At 70.3% G+C, this 15,073-nt stretch carries 17 protein-coding genes; 7 read left to right on the top strand and 10 right to left on the bottom strand.

Annotation, left to right across the window (positions count from 1 at the left end):
- Window positions 1-6: 6 nt before the first annotated feature.
- The 6 genes from RAC81_RS00655 to RAC81_RS00680 all read right to left on the bottom strand — a co-directional run bounded on the left by RAC81_RS00655 (window position 7) and on the right by RAC81_RS00680 (window position 5,949).
- A complete protein-coding gene (locus RAC81_RS00655) occupies window positions 7-801 on the bottom strand; it encodes an ABC transporter ATP-binding protein (RefSeq protein WP_375080512.1) in 795 nt (264 codons plus the stop codon).
- Complete coding sequence (locus RAC81_RS00660; RefSeq protein WP_375080513.1) at window positions 798-1,589, bottom strand: ABC transporter ATP-binding protein; 792 nt, start codon at window positions 1,587-1,589, stop codon at window positions 798-800. The genes RAC81_RS00655 and RAC81_RS00660 overlap by 4 nt, the downstream gene beginning before the upstream one ends.
- Complete coding sequence (locus RAC81_RS00665; protein ID WP_375080514.1) at window positions 1,586-2,452, bottom strand: ABC transporter permease; 867 nt, start codon at window positions 2,450-2,452, stop codon at window positions 1,586-1,588. Before RAC81_RS00665 ends, RAC81_RS00660 begins: the two co-directional genes overlap by 4 nt.
- Window positions 2,452-3,399, bottom strand: coding sequence for an ABC transporter permease (locus RAC81_RS00670; protein WP_375080515.1), 948 nt, complete (start codon window positions 3,397-3,399; stop codon window positions 2,452-2,454). The genes RAC81_RS00665 and RAC81_RS00670 overlap by 1 nt, the downstream gene beginning before the upstream one ends.
- A 16-nt stretch (window positions 3,400-3,415) precedes the next feature.
- Window positions 3,416-4,936, bottom strand: a complete 1,521-nt coding sequence (locus RAC81_RS00675) for an ABC transporter substrate-binding protein (RefSeq protein WP_375080516.1) — start codon at window positions 4,934-4,936, stop codon at window positions 3,416-3,418.
- A 95-nt stretch (window positions 4,937-5,031) separates the two neighbouring features.
- Complete coding sequence (locus tag RAC81_RS00680) at window positions 5,032-5,949, bottom strand: alpha/beta fold hydrolase (protein ID WP_375080517.1); 918 nt, start codon at window positions 5,947-5,949, stop codon at window positions 5,032-5,034.
- A 177-nt stretch (window positions 5,950-6,126) separates the two neighbouring features.
- Between RAC81_RS00680 and RAC81_RS00685 the strand changes: the two genes are divergently transcribed.
- From RAC81_RS00685 to RAC81_RS00695, 3 genes are read left to right on the top strand one after another with little or no spacing between them, the layout of a single operon-like run.
- Window positions 6,127-6,603: a carboxymuconolactone decarboxylase family protein gene (locus tag RAC81_RS00685; RefSeq protein WP_375080518.1), complete on the top strand. Its 477-nt coding sequence runs from the start codon at window positions 6,127-6,129 to the stop codon at window positions 6,601-6,603.
- A complete protein-coding gene (locus RAC81_RS00690; RefSeq protein WP_375080519.1) occupies window positions 6,600-7,334 on the top strand; it encodes a tyrosine-protein phosphatase in 735 nt (244 codons plus the stop codon). The genes RAC81_RS00685 and RAC81_RS00690 overlap by 4 nt, the downstream gene beginning before the upstream one ends.
- A 33-nt stretch (window positions 7,335-7,367) precedes the next feature.
- On the top strand, window positions 7,368-7,838 hold the full coding sequence (locus RAC81_RS00695; protein WP_375080520.1) for an SIP domain-containing protein: 471 nt from the start codon (window positions 7,368-7,370) through the stop codon (window positions 7,836-7,838).
- Between the two features lie 30 nt (window positions 7,839-7,868).
- Here RAC81_RS00695 and RAC81_RS00700 read toward each other — a convergent pair whose 3' ends face one another.
- The 4 genes from RAC81_RS00700 to RAC81_RS00715 form a co-directional block, all read right to left on the bottom strand.
- On the bottom strand, window positions 7,869-8,306 hold the full coding sequence (locus RAC81_RS00700; protein WP_375080522.1) for a Fe-S oxidoreductase: 438 nt from the start codon (window positions 8,304-8,306) through the stop codon (window positions 7,869-7,871).
- Window positions 8,303-9,106 (bottom strand): arginase family protein, encoded by an 804-nt coding sequence (locus RAC81_RS00705; protein ID WP_375080523.1) that lies wholly within the window; start codon window positions 9,104-9,106, stop codon window positions 8,303-8,305. Before RAC81_RS00705 ends, RAC81_RS00700 begins: the two co-directional genes overlap by 4 nt.
- A 63-nt stretch (window positions 9,107-9,169) precedes the next feature.
- Complete coding sequence (locus RAC81_RS00710; RefSeq protein WP_096714705.1) at window positions 9,170-9,916, bottom strand: PspA/IM30 family protein; 747 nt, start codon at window positions 9,914-9,916, stop codon at window positions 9,170-9,172.
- A 55-nt stretch (window positions 9,917-9,971) separates the two neighbouring features.
- The gene (locus tag RAC81_RS00715) at window positions 9,972-12,017 is read right to left on the bottom strand and encodes a TPM domain-containing protein (protein ID WP_375080524.1); all 2,046 of its coding nucleotides are present in this window, start codon (window positions 12,015-12,017) and stop codon (window positions 9,972-9,974) included.
- Between the two features lie 122 nt (window positions 12,018-12,139).
- Between RAC81_RS00715 and RAC81_RS00720 the strand changes: the two genes are divergently transcribed.
- Genes RAC81_RS00720 through RAC81_RS00735 form a run of 4 tightly spaced genes read left to right on the top strand, consistent with a single transcriptional unit; the run spans window position 12,140 to window position 15,060 of the window.
- Entirely contained in the window at window positions 12,140-12,979 is an 840-nt protein-coding gene (locus tag RAC81_RS00720; protein WP_375080525.1) for a DUF3097 domain-containing protein, read from the top strand.
- Window positions 12,980-13,021: 42 nt separating this feature from the next.
- On the top strand, window positions 13,022-13,750 hold the full coding sequence (gene trmB, locus RAC81_RS00725) for a tRNA (guanosine(46)-N7)-methyltransferase TrmB (RefSeq protein WP_375080527.1): 729 nt from the start codon (window positions 13,022-13,024) through the stop codon (window positions 13,748-13,750).
- Between the two features lie 5 nt (window positions 13,751-13,755).
- Entirely contained in the window at window positions 13,756-14,640 is an 885-nt protein-coding gene (locus RAC81_RS00730) for a CPBP family intramembrane glutamic endopeptidase (RefSeq protein WP_375080982.1), read from the top strand.
- Between the two features lie 27 nt (window positions 14,641-14,667).
- Complete coding sequence (locus RAC81_RS00735) at window positions 14,668-15,060, top strand: DUF1304 domain-containing protein (protein ID WP_375080528.1); 393 nt, start codon at window positions 14,668-14,670, stop codon at window positions 15,058-15,060.
- The last annotated feature ends 13 nt before the right edge of the window (window positions 15,061-15,073 follow it).

The raw sequence follows: 15,073 nt of genomic DNA on the forward strand, positions 1-15,073 counted from the left end.
CCGCTTTCAGGGCTCGGCGTGCGGGATGACCGGGATCGCCGCCAGCAATGCGCGGGTGTAGTCCTGGGCGGGCCGCAGCAGCACATCGGCCGTCGAACCCCTCTCGACGACGTGTCCGTCCTTCATGACCACGACGGTGTCGCAGAGGTTCTGCACCACCCCGATGTCGTGGGAGACGAGCAGCAGCGTGAGGTCGGTCGTGCGCCGCAGCTCGATCAGCAGGTCCAGGATCTGCGCCCGCACCGTGACGTCCAGGGCCGAGAGCGGCTCGTCGCCGACGAGGATCCGCGGACGGTGCACGACCGCGCGAGCGAGCGCGATGCGCTGACGCTGACCGCCCGAGAACTCGTGCGGGTACCGCTCCGCCATCTCGGGCTCCAGGCCCACCTGCACGAGGACCTCCCGCACCCGCGCTGCGTGGTCGCCGTCGATCCCCAGGGCCCACAGCGGCTCGCGGATGATCTGCCCCGCCGTCATCCGGGGATCGAGCGAGGCGTAGGGATCCTGGAACACCAGGCCGGTCTCGCGGCGCAGCCAATGGAGCGAGCGAGCGGATGCCGTGGCGTCGACGCGCCTGCCTCCGACATCGACCGTGCCGGTCGTCGGCGTGTCCAGGCCGAGCAGCAGCCGCACGAGCGTCGATTTGCCCGAGCCCGATTCACCGATGATGCCGACCGACGACCCGGCGGCGACATCGAGGTCGGTGGGGGCCAGCGCCGTCTGCCGTCGTGCGCGCTCGAACGCGGCACGCCGGGGGACCACGAAGTCGCGGCTCAGACCGCGGGCCTCGATCAGGCTCATGGGCTTCCTCCCTCCGGGCGCCACAGGGTCGCGGTCGCATCTCGCAGCAGCCCCTGCGTGATCGGCGAGGTCGGCGCGGTGAGCAGCGTGGCGACGGGCGCCTGCTCGACGACGCGTCCGTGCTCCAGCACGACGCCGTGCGTGGCCACTTGAGCGAGCACGGCGAGATCGTGGGTGATGAACACGAGCGACATGCCCTGGTCCGCGACGAGCGACAGCAGCAGCGACAGGATCTCGGCTTGGATGGTCACGTCGAGCGCCGTCGTCGGCTCGTCCGCGATGAGCAGACGCGGCCGGCAGGCGAGCGCCATCGCGATCGCGACGCGCTGCCGCTGGCCGCCGGACAGCTGGTGCGGGTAGCGGTCGATGATCGACGCGGGGTCGGGCAGACGCACCCGTGCCGCCTCCTGCACCGCGCGCTCCCGCGCCTGCCTGCGACCGATGCCCTCGTGGATGCGGATCGACTCGGCGATCTGCCTGCCCACGGTCCGGATCGGGTTCAGCGCGGTGCGGGGCTCCTGGAACACGATGCCGATCTCATCGCCGCGCAGTCGGGCGAGCTCGCGATCCGGCATCCCGATCAGCTCCGTGCCGTTCCACCGGACGCTGCCGCTCGCGGTCGCGCCGTCGGGGAGCAGCCCGAGCACGGCGAGGGCGGTGAGGGACTTGCCCGAACCGGACTCGCCGATCAGACCGACTCGCGCGCCGTCAGGAACCGAGAACGACACGCCGTCGACCACACGGCGCCCGTCGATCTCGACGACGAGACCGTCGACCTCGAGGCTCATGCGACCACCGCCGGAGTGTGCGTCTCGGCGGCTCGATGCCGCAGGGTCGGGTCGGTGGCCTCGCGCAGCCCGTCGCCGAGGAGGTTGAGCGCGAGCACCGTGATCGTGATCGCGAGTCCGGGCCAGATCACCGAGAGGGGGTGCACTCCGATGTAGCGCTGCAGATCGGAGAGCAGCAGACCCCAGCTGGGCTCGACGACCGAGGCTCCGAAGCCCAGGTACGACAGGCCCGCCTCGGCCAGCACCGCGACGGCCATCGACCACGACAGCTGGACGATGAACACCGGGGCGACGTTCGGCAGCAGGTGGCGCACGAGGCTCTGGCCCGCGGTGAGGCCGGCGGCTCGCGCCGCGAGGATGAAGTCGCTCTGCTGCACGCGGCGCAGCTCGGGCCGCGTGACACGGGCGATGTTGACGCCGAAGCCGATGCCCACCGACCAGATGACGACCCACAGGGAGCCGCCCCAGACCGAGGAGATCATCATGGCGATGAGCAGCACGGGGAAGGCGATGAGGATGTCGACGAGCACGGCGACGGTCTCTCTCAGCCAGCGCGAGGTGAGGGCGCCGAGCGCCGCGAGGGCGATGCCGACCACGGTGGCCACCAGCCCCGCGCCGACGCTTACGAAGACCGTGGTGCGGGCTCCGGCCATGAGCAGGCTGAGGATGTCGCGACCGGTGTCGTCGGTGCCGAGCAGATGCGGCCAGCTCGGCGTCGCCCAACGCGACCGCAGATCGGAGTCCTGGGGGTCGAACGGCGTCCAGAAGAGCGAGACGAGGGCGGTCGCGGCGATGAGGGCGACCACGATCACCCCGAAGCGTCCCGTGCCGCTGCGCCAGAGCCGGGCGAACCAGTCCGACATCAGGCCTCCCTCTGCCGCGGGTCGATGGCGCGGTGGACGAGGTCGACCACGAATCCGACGACGAGCACGAATCCGGTGAGGACCAGCAGCTCGCTCTGCACCTTGATGAGGTCGCGCGTGCCGACGTCGGTGACGAGCATGCGACCGATGCCCGGGAGGGTGAACAGCTGCTCGATCACGACCGAGCCCACGATGATCCCGGCCACCTGCAGGCCGAGCACTGTCACGATCGACAGTCCGACGGCCGGGATGCCGTGCGAGACGAGCGCCCGCGTCCGGGTGAGGCCCTTCGCGGCCGCCGTGCGCACGAAGTCCTGGCCGGCGGCCTGGAGCGTGGCGCTGCGGACGAACCGCATGAGCATCGCGCCCTCCACGATGCCGATCGTCAGCGCCGGGAGCAGCAGCGACTCGAGCGCCTTGCCCGGGGTGCTCCAGCCGGTGCGCGGGAAGCCCTGCGGCGGGAGCCAGCCGAGCCACACCGAGAAGACGACGATCAGCATCATGCCCGCCCACACGACGGGTACGGCAGCCAGGGCCTGGGCCCCGACGCTGAGGGCGGTCCCGGCGCGTCGACCGCGCTGCAGAGCCGCGAGGATGCCGAAGGGCACAGCGATCAGCACGGCGATGAGCAGCGACAGGATGCCGAGCGGCACCGTCACCTGAGCCTTCTGCGCGAGCTCTTCGCCGACCGACGCGCCCGAGAGCAGGGACGTCCCGAGGTCGCCGCGGAAGAGACCGCCGATCCAGTCCGCGTACTGCGCCGGGAGCGGACGGTTGAGCCCGAGCGACTCGCGCAGCGCCTCGACCTCGGCCGGTGAGGCCTGGGTTCCGGCGATCAGCTGCGCGACGTCGCCGGGGAACACGCGGAGCGTGAGGAAGATGATGACGCTCGACACGAGGAGCCCTGCGACGAGCAGGGCTCCTCGGACGAGCGCGTAGCGGATCACGGAGTGCGCGTCGCCGTCACTTCTCGGCGGCGACGGTGACGCCGGCGAGATCGATGCGCGAGTTGATGGAGTCCTGCGGGAACCCCTTCACGAGCGGGCTGACCGCCGTGATCGTGGCGCCGTTGTAGAGCCAGTCCGCCGCGTGGTCCTCCGACACGATGCGCGCCGCCTCGGCGAGCAGCTTCGCCGACTCGTCGGGGTCGACCTCGGCGAGGGCCTTCGCGTACAGGTCCTGCACGTCGGCGTTGTCGTACCCGAAGTAGTACTCGGGGTCGGCGAAGTTGCCGAAGTCGCGCGGCTCGACGTGCAGCACGAAACTGAGGTCGTAGTCGTGGTTCGTGTACACGTCCTCCAGCCAGGTCGGGAACTCGACCGAGTCGACCTTCAGTGTGACGCCGACCTTCTGGAAGTCGGAGATCAGCACCTTGGGCACGGTCGTGCCGTAGAAGCTCGGAATCGTGAGGGTGAGCTCCAGGTCCTCCTGGCCTGCCTCCTTCAGCAGCTCCTTCGCCTTCTCGGGGTCGTAGGAGATGACGTCGGAGAGGTCTTCGTAGCCTGGGTCGAGCTCGGGGATCGGACCGTACAGGGTGGAGCCGGCGCCCACCGCCTCGACGAGACCCTCGTGGTCGATCGCCAACCGGAGCGCCTCGCGCACGCGGACGTCGTCGAGCGGCGCCTTGGCGTTGTTGAACGCCAGCGTCGCCTTGTCGGTCGTGCGACCGGTGGTGAGGGTGAAGTCGCCCGAGTCCTCGAGCTGAGGCGCGAGGTTCGGATCGACGGCGGTGAGCACCTGCACGCCGCCGTCGAGGGCGGTGTTCACACCGGCCGTGAAGTCGGGGATGTACTGGAATTCGACCTCGGCCACACCCGCAGGCTCGCCCCAGTACGCGTCGTTGCGCGCGAACGTGATGGTGCTGCCCTTGTTCCACCGCGAGAGCGTGAACGGACCGGTGCCGTTCTCTGCGGTCTTGAGGTCGGTCGTGTCTCCCGTCTGGAACACGAGGCCGGCCGGGCCGGTCAGCGAGAACAGGAAGTTCTGGTTCGGCTCGGCGAGGACGATCTGCACGGTGGTCGGATCGGGTGCCGTGATCGACGCCACGGCGGCGAACTCGGCATTCCCCTGCAGGGTCGTGTCGGTGCGCACCGCCTCGTAGGAGGAGACGACGTCGGCCGACGTGAGCGCCGTGCCGCTGTGGAAGGTGATGCCCTCGTTCAGCGTGAACGTGTAGGTCAGGCCGTCGTCGGACACCTCGTAGTCGGAGGCGAGGCGGGGAACGATCTGGTTCTCCTCGTCGCGGCTCACGAGGCCCTCGTAGATGTTGTCGATGAGGATCTGCTCGATCGCCGCTCCGCTCGTGCGGCGGATGTCGAGGTTGGTGGGCTCGAGGACGAGCCCGACCTGCAGCGTCGCGTCGGGATCGGGGTCGCCGACCGGCGCCGTGCTCTCCGGTTCGGGAGAGCCGGTGCAGGCGCTCAGGATGACGGCGCTCGCCGCGATCGCGGAGATCAGCGCGAGTCGCCTGGTACGTCGGAACATGGGTGGGATTCCTCTCGGTGCGGCAATTGCTGTGTGCCGATGGATCGAGCCTAGGGACGAGTCGGAGGGGTCGGGGTCGGTTCGGGAACGGAACGTCACAATTCGGAAGGGAGACGCTCGGCGATCAGCGCTGCGAGCTCGCGGGGCGCGGTCTCCTGGACGTTGTGCGTGGCGTCGAGCGCGATCACGGTCGCGCCGGGGAGACGGCGGGCGAAGTCGTCGGCGTCCGCCGCGGTGACGAATCCACGCTCCGCCCTCACGAGCGTGACGGGAGCGTCGGTGTGCGCGAGGTCGTCCCACCCCGCGGCGCTGAGGACGGACGGCGCCGACGCCTCGCCGGGGTCGTGGGCGGCGAGGGCCTGTGCGGCGAGGTGGGCGAAGTGGTGCTTCCACTCGACACGGCCGTCGTCGCGGACGCGCGTGTTGAGGAACACGCCGCGCTCTGTGTCGGGGCGACTGCCGCCGAAGCCGAACGCGATGGCCCTGTCGACGAGTTCGTCGCGGGTCGCGAAATCCGTGGGGCCGGCGTAGAACTCCCGCAGAGCTGCGGGCCCGGCCGAGGTGTCGATGCCCGGGGTGATGTCGACGACGACCAGTGCGGCGACGAGGTCGGGGCGGGCGGCAGCGAGAGCGGCCCCCGTGAGACCGCCGAGCGACTGTCCGACGACGAGCTGCGGTCGGTCGGTCCAGGCGTCGAGGGCGGACGCGATGTCGACGGCGAGTGTTCGCGGGGTGTAGTCGAGGTCGTCCCGCCAGGCGGAGTCGCCGTGGCCCGCGAGGTCGATCACGAGCGCGGGCTCTCCGAGGGCGAGAACCGTGGTGTCCCACGTGTGGGCGTTGAGCCCTGCGCCGTGCAGGAAGGTGATGCGCGGCGGCTCGACCCCGTAGCGGAGTCCGCTCACCCGGCGCCCGCCGGGGAGGGGGAGCACGAGTCGCTCGACCTCGGGCACCGGAACGCCCAGGGACTCGGCCTGTGCGGGAAGATAGCTGAACTCGCTGATGTCGGTCGCCACGACGTCATTCTGCTCTGTCCGGTAGGCGCCGCGGAAATGCGAGATCAAATCGCACAGCTATTCACGTGGACGGGTTCGCGAAATATTGGCTTTAGAGGCGCTCAACTTGTCGGTATGCATTCCGAGCGTCGTCTCGCTTCCAGCTACCTCCGCGCCGCTGCGGAATATCATGAAGGTATGACCGAGACGCGGGTGCACCTCTCCAAGACCGAGCCGACTGCATACCAGGCTCTGGACGCCTTCGCGAAGACCGTCGGTCAGATCTGTGCAGCGAACGGCATCGACGACCGCCTCAAGGAGATCGTCATGATCCACTGCTCGCAGCTCAACGGCTGCGCGTACTGCACCCGCGTCCATGTCGACCGCGCCACGGCCGCCGGAGTCGACGCCGACACCATGATGCAGATCGCGACCTGGCGCGAGAGCGACGTCTTCACCGATCGCGAGCAGGCGGCTCTGGAGCTCGCCGAGGCGTTCACCTTCATCTCCGAGGACGGCATCTCCGACGACGTCTACAACCGCGTCGGGGCGATCTTCACCGAGAAGGAGTATGCGGCGCTGAGCTGGGCGTGCATCTCGATCAACGCCTTCAACCGCGTCGTGATCGCCGGGCGCTATCCGGTGCCACCGCGCACGCCTCAGGCGCAGGCATGACGATCCTCGACATCGACGGCGTCACCAACGTCCGCGACGTCGGAGGGATGCCGGCCGAGGGCGGACGCATCCGCTCCGGCATCCTGTTGCGCTCCGGCCAGCTGTCAGGCGCGACGACCTCGGGAGCCGACGCGCTACGGCACCGTGTCAGCCGTATCGTGGACCTCCGCGACGGCGAGGAGGTCGCCGCCGAGCCCAGCGGGATCGAAGGACCGGAGACGACCCATCTGCCTCTGTTCCTCGGCTCGGTGCGGTCGTTCTTCGAGAGCGACACGAGCCTGGACGACCTCTACCTGCACCTGCTCGAGGAGAGCGGCGATCGTCTGGTCGCCGCCATCCGCGTCATCGCCGAGGGGGAGCCGACGCTCGTGCACTGCACCGTCGGGAAGGACCGGACGGGGGTCACGGTCGCCCTCGCCCTCTCCGCGGTCGGCGCCGATCGAGAAGCGGTGATCGACGATTACGCTCTGACCGAATCGCAGCTGCCGCCCGAGCGGTCCCGACGCATCGCGGCCTACCTGCGCACTCAGCACCCGGAGGCCGTGCACGCTGTCGCCCTCGCGACCCAGTCGCCCGCCGAGGTCATGCGCACGCTCCTCACGGTGGTCGACGAACGCTGGGGATCGGCGGCCGGCTACCTGCGGGCGAACGGGATGACGGATGCCGAGCTCGCGGCCCTTCGATCGACTCTCGTCGAACCGGTGGGGGAACCGGTGGGCGAAGTAGGTTAGGCAAGCCTTCACTTGGTGTACGATCGAAGCATCATGAGTGCTTCCCTCGACACCCGCAGCACGCGCGCCGAACGTCGCGCCGCTCGCCGTCGCGCGCACCACCTCGTGACGGCCGACGAGAACTCCCTCGCCGAGCTGGAGGCCTTCCTCGCGACTCTGCCGCTGTGCGCCTCCGGCCGCATCTTCATCGAGGTCGCTGAGGCGTCGGACATCGGCGCGATCGACGCCCCCGGGCGCATGACCGTCACTTGGCTCGCCCGTGACCGGCGCTCGGGTGCTCCCGGCACCGGTCGCTCCTGCGCACCCGGCCAGGCTCTCGCGCGCGCGACCTGCGCCTGGGCCGACGAGATGCTGTGCGACGACGAGGACGAGACGAACATCACCCTGCTCGGCGGCTACCTCGGAACCGCCGACATCGTCGAGCACCTCACGGGCACGCTCGAGGTCGACGCGCACCGAATCCACGCCCCCGAGCGATTCGGTCTGCTGCCCTCCGACCGCTGACCCATTCCCGTTTCCAGGACGCATGATCCGTCAGTGCGTGCGCCTGACGTAGTTGCCGTCTTCCAGACCGGCCTCGATCTCGAAGCGATTGCGCAGCGGGTCGCGGCCGGCGACCAGGTACAGCACGGGCATGAGGAATCCGTAGCGAAGCCACTGCGCCTTGTGCACGGCCTCGTGCCGCAGCATCGCCTCGCTCGGCCGCGAGTCGCCGGTGAGAAAGCATCCGCCCACGCACACGCCGCCGCGGTTGTACGTCCACCGCGGCATCCCGCGGAACACCCAGAGGCCTGCACGGCGCTCCACCGGACCGGTGCTCCACAGCGACCCCCAGACCCATCCGACCGCGGTGCCCCACCAGTAGCCGAGCCTGCTGAGCGGAGAACGCAGCAGGAAGGAGGGGATACGACGATCGAGGCGTCGCCCTCGCTCCAGCGCCTGCTCGGCGGCCGGCCGCCACTCGGAGGTCATGCGACCGCTCCGACGAGTCGCAGCAGCGCGCCGAGGTCGTCGACAGCGTCGGCGGGCGAGCGCGGAGCGAAACCGGCGATCGTGGCGCCCGCCAGCGGGACCCGCTCGCGCAGCGCGCGGATCGATGCGCTCAGAGTGCCCGGCGCGACACCGAAGGGCGCCGCGTCGGTGACGCCCGACATCTCGGAGGGGTCGAGCACGTCGACGTCGATGTGCACCCAGACACGCGAGGCGCCCGTCGCAGCGACGGCGTCCGCGAGCGCGTGCGGCTGATCGAGGTCGGCCACCGAGAGCCTTCGCAGACCGTCGAGCACGGGAATCTCACCGTCGTCGAGGTTGCGCATCCCGACCGCGACGACACGGTCGCGCGGTACGCCGGGGGAGAGTGCGAGCTGCGGTTCGCCCTCGCCGAGGACGGCGCGGAGCGCCATGCCCGAGAACGCCCCGGAGGGGGAGGTCTCGGGGGAGTGGAGGTCGCCGTGCGCATCGCACCACACGACGGCGATGTCGTCGGTCCCGCCGGGCAGCGCGTCGAGCGCGGCCACCGTGACGCTGCAGTCGCCGCCGATCACGACCGTGTCGGCGGTCATGCTCTCGGCGACGAGCTCGCGAGTGCGGCGCAGCGCGCTGAGACGCCGGACACCGGTGCCGAGCGCCTCGCCGGCCTCGACCGGCACATCGAGCACCGTCGTCGCTGCCCGTGGGAGGTCGCCGGCGATGGCGGACGCGCCGTCGACGAGCAGCATCGCGCGAGCCGCCGGTGACCCCTGCCACTGCGGCACCACGAGGAAACGCACCATGATTCCCTCCCGGGGAAGTGCGGATGCCCCGGACGCGGTCGTCCGGGGCATCCGCGGAGTGGGTCAGGAGCCTTCGATGGCCTGGCGCGACGCGGTGGAGCCGCCGGCCTTCAGCTCGGCGAGGCGGGCCTCGACCTCGGTGAGCTCACCGAGGTCTTCCAGGCTCTCGAACTGAGCGTCGAGGCTCGAGGCGGCGAGCTCGGCCTTGCCCTGAGCGAGCGCCTCCTGGCGGCGCACCTTGTCTTCGAAGCGGCCCAGCTCGCTGGTCGGGTCGAGGACGTTGATCGACGACACGGCGTCCTGCACCTTGGTCTGCGCCTCGGCGACCTTGGCGCGGGCGAGCAGCTCGCTGCGCTTGTTCTTCAGGTCGACGAGCTTCTCCTTCATGCCGTTGAGGCCCGACTTGAGCTTGTCGACGATCTCGGTCTGCGCGGCGATCTGCGGCTCGGCGCCGGTCGCCTCGCGCTCCGCGCTGATCTGGCGCTGCAGCGCGATCTTCGCGAGGCTGTCGAACTTGTCGGCGTCGGCGGCGTTACCGCTCGCGCGCATCTCGTCGGCCTTGCGGCTGGCGGCGAGAGCCTTGTTGCCCCACTCGGTCGCGGCCTGTACGTCTTCCTCGTGGTCGCGCTCGAGGAGGCGCAGGTTGCCGATGGTCTCGGCGATGGCCGACTCCGCGTCCGCGATGCTGTTGGTGTAGTCGCGGACGAGCTGATCGATCATCTTCTGCGGGTCCTCGGCGGAGTCGAGAAGCGAGTTGATGTTCGCCCGGACGAGGGTCGAGATACGTCCGAAGATGGACTGCTTGGTCATGCGTGTTCCTTTCAGAGGGTCGTAGTCGAGGTCTGGGTGTCTGGGTGTCTGCGGTTCAGAAGCGTCGACCTCCCGAACGGCCGCTGCGGCCACTCGATCGGCCGCCCCCGCCGAAGCCGGAGCTGCGGAAGCCGCCGCTGCCGCTGGACCGCCAGCTGCTGCGGCGCGAAGAGCCTCCGCCACCGCCGCCTCCTCCGGACAGCAGACCGCCGATGATGCCGCCGAGGATGTCGCCGCCGAGGCCGGAACCACCGCCCCTGCTGACTGCGCCTCCGCCGAAGATGCTCCCGCCCCAGTCGTCGCTCTCGTAGCGACTCGGGTTCATCGCCGCCACGTCCGCCTGCGCGGACGCCGTCGCCTGCCGTGCGAGATCGAGGGCGCGGCCCGCCTGCGAGAGCGCGGCGTCGGGGTCGGACGAGCGGAGGTCGAGCGCCTGGGTCAGCGTCGACTCGGCCTGCGAGAGACGCGTGCGCGCCGTCGACCCGACTGTGCCTCGGCGGGTCTCGATGTACTCGCGCGCGGCGCGGATCTCGGACTCGGCCTGCGCCAGGGTCTGCTCCATCATCTGCTGCGTGCGTCGGGCGCGCTCGACGGCCTGCGTGCCCTGCGCGATGGCGGCGTCGATCTGTGTGTTGGCCGCGGTGAGCGCTTCGAGCATCCGCTGCGGGTTGCGCCCAGCGCCGGTGCTGCTGGCCTGCGCCTGCTGCAGCTGCTGCGCCGTCGCGGCGGCGACGCCCGCGATCGTCCCGGTGGAGTCGGGCAGCTGCCGGGCGGCGGCGATGTCGGCCTGCAGTTCGGCCATCAGGGCCTGCGCCTGCGCCTCGATGCGTCCGAGGTCGGCGCCCAGGTCGGTGATGGCCTTGACGAGCTGCGCGGCCTGCGCGACCGACTGCTCAGCGGTGCGGATCGCGAACGCGGCCTCTCCGGTGCGGCCGTCGGCGATCGCCTGCGCGGCACCGGCGATCGAGCGGTCCGCGAGCGCCGCGCGCTCGGCGGCCTGCGCCGGGTTGTCGGTCACGGTGCCGAGCGCCTGCTGGTCGTAGGTCGCGGCGAGGTTCGCCAGCGCGGCTCCGGCCCCGGCCAGGACCGGGTCGATGGCCGCCCGCTCGCCCCGCACGCGCTCGAGCTCCCGCGGCGCGTTCTGCTCCAGCTCTCGGAGTGCGTCGAAAGCCTCGGCGTTGTCTTCGAGCACGTCGTCGATCTCGTCGCACAGCTGGATGATGCGGATGTGCCAGGCGCGACGGTCGTGGATCGTGTCCTCGATCTCGTCGTCGAGCTTCTGCTTCAGATCGAACGCCTCGGACATCTTCGCCTTCGCCGTCTCGACCGCGCCGCTGAACTCGGCCGTGGCGGCCTCGCCGAACTGCGCCACGGCGAAGCCGAGCTCCTCGCGGCTCGACGTGATCGCATCGTCGGCCCGTACGAGGGCGGCGCCGGCCTGCGTCTGCACCTGCTCGTCCGTCAGGGTCGAGAAGGGGTCGTTCGGGTCGGGTTTCTCGGGCATCGCGCCCCGGGCCCGGATCGCCGCGTTGCGGCGCGCTCGGCGCACGAGAGCGATCACGAGCCAGACGAGAAGGCCGAGTACGACGATGCCGACCACGATGAGCGTGGCACGCAGGGCACCCGCCCCGCCGTCGCCCTGGATCTCGTCGGCGGCGGTCATGATGGCGCCGCTCCAGTCCTCATCGCGCATCTGCGGGAGGATCTCGTCTTCGATCGCGTCGAGCTTGCCGCCGCTCAACGGTCCGTCCGACGCGGCGGAGATGTAGTAGTTCCGACCTTCGACCGCGACCGCGAGCAGGTACTGGTCGGATCCGAGCCCGTTGTCGTCTGCGACCGTGTCGGCCCACTGGATGCTGTCGGAGGGAGCGGTGAAGTCGTCGACGAACACGACGAAGAGCTCGACCGACGAGGCCTCGCTGAGCTGCTCGAGGCGGTCCTCGACGGCCTGCTTCTCGCTCTGGTCGAGCACGCCGGCGTCGTCGGTGACGAATCCGGGGTCGAGCGTGACGGGATCGGTCGCAAGAGCGGCGGGGGCGGAGAGCACGACGAGGGCGGACGTCACTGCGGCGGCAGCCAGCGCGAGAAACCGTGTCTTCATCGTCTTCCCTCCGACCGGCAGCCGAGCCCCATGGCACGAGTCTATGCACTGAGTCCGACACGCGACACCATCCGGGAGCGGATGGGCGTTCGCCGTCAGCGGAGACACATACGCTGGGAGGCATGGACGACAGGTACGGATCCGACGTGCTCGCGGCGGGGTGGAGAGAGCGGGGCAAGAAGCCCGTTCCGGACGTGGCCGCAGAGATCGACCTCGTCGTCGAGGTCGCCTCAGACGGCTATGTCGGCGCGGTCACGCGCGTGCAGGCGGGCAACGTCGAGCTCGAGGACCGTGTCGGGCGCAGACGCCTCTTCCCGCTCGGCGGCGGATTCCTCATCGACGGCGCGGCCGTGCGGCTGACGCCGCCTGCGGCGAAGCAGCAGGGCGCGAAGCGCACGGCATCCGGCTCCTTCGCGGTCGCCGACCAGCGCGCGCGGATCGCCCTTCCGAGCCGCATCCTCGTCGAGGGCCGCCACGATGCAGAGCTCGTCGAGAAGGTGTGGGGCGCCGACCTGCGGGTCGAGGGCGTCGTGGTCGAGTACCTGCAGGGCGTCGACCTCCTCGACGACCTGCTCGCAGAGGAGCCGCCGAGCGCCACGCGTCGCTACGGCGTGCTCGTCGATCACCTGGTCACCGGATCCAAGGAGTCGAGGATCGCCGATGCCGTCGCGCGGGGTCCGCACGGACGCCATGTGAAGATCGTCGGCCACCCGTTCGTCGACGTCTGGCAGTGCGTCACCCCGCGGGCGCTGGGAATCCGGGCGTGGCCGGAGATCCCGCGCGGAACCGACTGGAAGACGGGCATCTGCCGCGCCTTCGGGTGGCCGCACGAGACCCAGGCCGACACGGCGCGCGCATGGCAGCACATCCTGTCGAAGGTGCACAGCTACCGCGACCTCGAGCCTGCGCTGCTCGGTCGCGTCGAGGAGCTCATCGATTTCGTGACGGCACCGGCGGGCTGAGCGCGGTCGGTCGCGCCGGAAGCCGCCGACTACCCTGGAGACATGCCCGAACCCCGCACCTTCCGTGACGAACCGGTGTCGTTCGTGCGCCGCAGCGGCCGGATGTCCGACGCCCAGGAGCGCGCCTTCGAGGAGCTCGGCCCGCACTACCTGCTCGACGTCCCCCGGGACGTCGCGTGGACCTCGGTGCACCCCGAGGCACGACTCGACCCCGCGGTCGAGTACGGCCGAGACGCCGACCTGTACGTCGAGATCGGGTCCGGACAGGGGCACGCGATCGTCGCGGCCGCCGCTTCCCGTCCGGAGGACGACTTCCTCGCGGTCGAGGTGTTCCGTGCCGGCCTCGCGCGCACGATGCTCGACGCCGATCGCGAGGGCGCCAGGAACCTGCGCGTGGTCGAGGCCAACGCTCCGGAAGTCCTCGCGTCGTACCTCCCCGAGGGGGCCGCCGCCGAGGTATGGGTGTTCTTCTCCGACCCCTGGCACAAGAAGAAGCACACCAAGCGCCGCCTCATCCGACCGGGATTCGGGGCCACGGCCGCGCGCGCTCTGCGCGACGGCGGTCTGCTGCGACTCGCCACCGACTGGGAGGACTATGCCCTGCAGATGCGAGAGGTCCTCGACGCCGAGCCCGACTTCGAGCGCGCGTTCGAGGGGGAGTGGGCGGAGCGCTTCGAGGGTCGCGTCATGACCGCCTTCGAGCGGAAGGGGATCGCGAAGGGCCGCGACATCCGCGACCTCGTGTACCGCCGGAAGCCCCGCGGCGCGTGACGGAGATGAGGAGCGACGCGGCGGTGTGGCCGGGCATCGCCCCTGCGGTGTCGGTCTGCCTCGCGGCGCCCGCGTTCTTCGTGCTCGAGACGCCGTGGCTCGGCTGGGTGCTCCTCGCCCTCGGCATCCTGTCGGCGTGGCTCGTGGAGCGGAGTCGGCTCCGCGTACCCGACCGGGTCGTCAGCGTGGGTTCGCGTCGGGAATCCGCCCGCGTCATCGGCGTGCGCCGTGAGCCGTCGCTCACGCGCGACCTCTCGCTGATCGCGCTCGGGATGCTGATCGTCAGCGTCATCCCGCTCGCCGCCGAGCTCGACAACCTCGCGATGCTGCGCTTCACCCTCGCGCTGGGTGGAGCAGTGGCCGTGCCGTACCTCGTCTCGCGCTTCGTGTTCCGCGATCGCGCGATCAGCTTCCCCTGGCGCTCGAGCAGGCGCTGGGGCAGGCTGCAGTGGGGCTGGCTCGTCGCCGTGCTCGTGCTCGGCTGGCTCATCCTGCCCTTCTACTTCATCACGAGCGGCGTCTATCAGAACTGGCCCGTCGTCGACACCCCCGACCTCATCGCCCGGCTCTTCGTCGGCGTCGGAGCCGTCGGCATCTGGGACGAGCTGTTCTTCATCTGCACCGTTTTCGCGCTGCTGCGCCGACACTTCCCCGATGCGCTCGCGAACGTGCTGCAGGCGATCGTGTTCGTTTCGTTCCTGTGGGAGCTCGGGTATCGGGCCTGGGGGCCGGTGCTCACGATTCCGTTCGCCCTTCTGCAGGGCTTCATCTTCCTGCGCACGCACTCGCTCGCCTACGTGGTCACGGTGCACCTGCTGTTCGACGCGGTCGTCTTCGGGGTGCTCGTGCACGCGCACAATCCCGGCCTGCTGCCGATCTTCCTCGTCTGACAGGCGGCCGCTCGATACGATCGAGTCATGCTCATCGTCGGTCTCGTCCTGGCAGCCGCTGCCGCCGCCTTCCACGTCTTCATCTTCGCGCTCGAGTCGCTGAAGTGGACCGAGCCCGAGACCCGCAAGATCTTCGGCGTGCCGAGCGAGGCGGACGCCGTCACGATGAAGCAGCTCGCCTTCAACCAGGGCTTCTACAACCTCTTCCTCGCCCTGACGACGCTGCTCGGCATCGGTCTCGTGATCGTCGGCGCGCCGACGGTCGGACTGACGCTCGTGTTCGCAGGGACGGGCATGATGCTCGCCGCGGCGCTCGTCCTCGTGCTCTCCGACCGCACCAAGGCCCGCGCGGCGGCCATGCAGGGCACCCTGCCGCTGCTCGCGGTGATCGCGACGGCCATCGCCGTCGCGATCGGCTGACGCCCGGACCGAA

This window comes from Microbacterium sp. CR_7 (genome assembly GCF_041954755.1).
Classification (GTDB): domain Bacteria; phylum Actinomycetota; class Actinomycetes; order Actinomycetales; family Microbacteriaceae; genus Microbacterium.